Origin of the sequence: Anaerostipes faecalis, assembly GCF_018982945.1 — a bacterium.
In the GTDB taxonomy this organism is placed as follows: Bacteria; Bacillota; Clostridia; order Lachnospirales; family Lachnospiraceae; genus Anaerostipes; species Anaerostipes faecalis.
On sequence record NZ_JABRXE010000037.1, the window covers coordinates 1 to 630 of the forward strand.

The 630-nt window shown below is 41.6% G+C and carries 2 protein-coding genes; both read right to left on the bottom strand.

Going from position 1 to position 630, the window contains the following annotated elements; genetic code table 11:
• Nucleotides 1–6: 6 nt before the first annotated feature.
• On the bottom strand, nucleotides 7–231 hold the full coding sequence (locus KTB61_RS12920) for a hypothetical protein (protein ID WP_216697706.1): 225 nt from the start codon (nucleotides 229–231) through the stop codon (nucleotides 7–9).
• A gap of 2 nt (nucleotides 232–233) precedes the next feature.
• Nucleotides 234–630, bottom strand: a 397-nt coding sequence (gene tnpA, locus KTB61_RS12925) for an IS200/IS605 family transposase (RefSeq protein ID WP_216697707.1), incomplete at its 5' end; no start/stop codon positions are given.

The window sequence follows — 630 nt, forward strand, 5'->3', positions numbered from 1 at the left end:
TACTGTTTAACAGCTTATAGTTTTCGCTGTTTTTAAGGAGATGATAGTTTTTGGCGTAAGGAAGATATTCTTCCGTCTGGAAGAAATGCTGACGAACACTGTATAAGCCCTCGTTGTAGAGGTTTTTGCAGCATGACAAAGTTCACGAAGGATGAGGTATTCTTCCTTCGTCAGACGTTTCAATTGCTGTTTTACACAAAGATAGTGTTTATCCTTTTTCTTTCCTTTCATACTTACTCTTTCTCTCCTTGATCCTCGATGTACTGCCGAATGACATCCATGGTGACACCGCCTGTAGTCAACAAGCAGAAAGAACGGCTCCAGAACATTTCCTTCCAGAGTTTCTTCCGGATGGCCGGATATTCTTTCTTGATGAGACGGCTACTGGCAGACTTGTAGGCGTTGATGAATTTGGATAATTCGCTCTTTGGGTGTGCCTGGAACAATACATGGACATAATCAATGTCATGATTCCATTCTTCCACGGTAATGTGATAGTTACTGGCCACGTTTTCAAAGATTTCTCTCAGTCTGTCAGAGATAGTGTCATCCAGTACACGCCTGCGGTATTTGACTACCATCACCAGATGATAGTGCAATGCAAAGACTGAATGGTTATTTGTTTGTAAT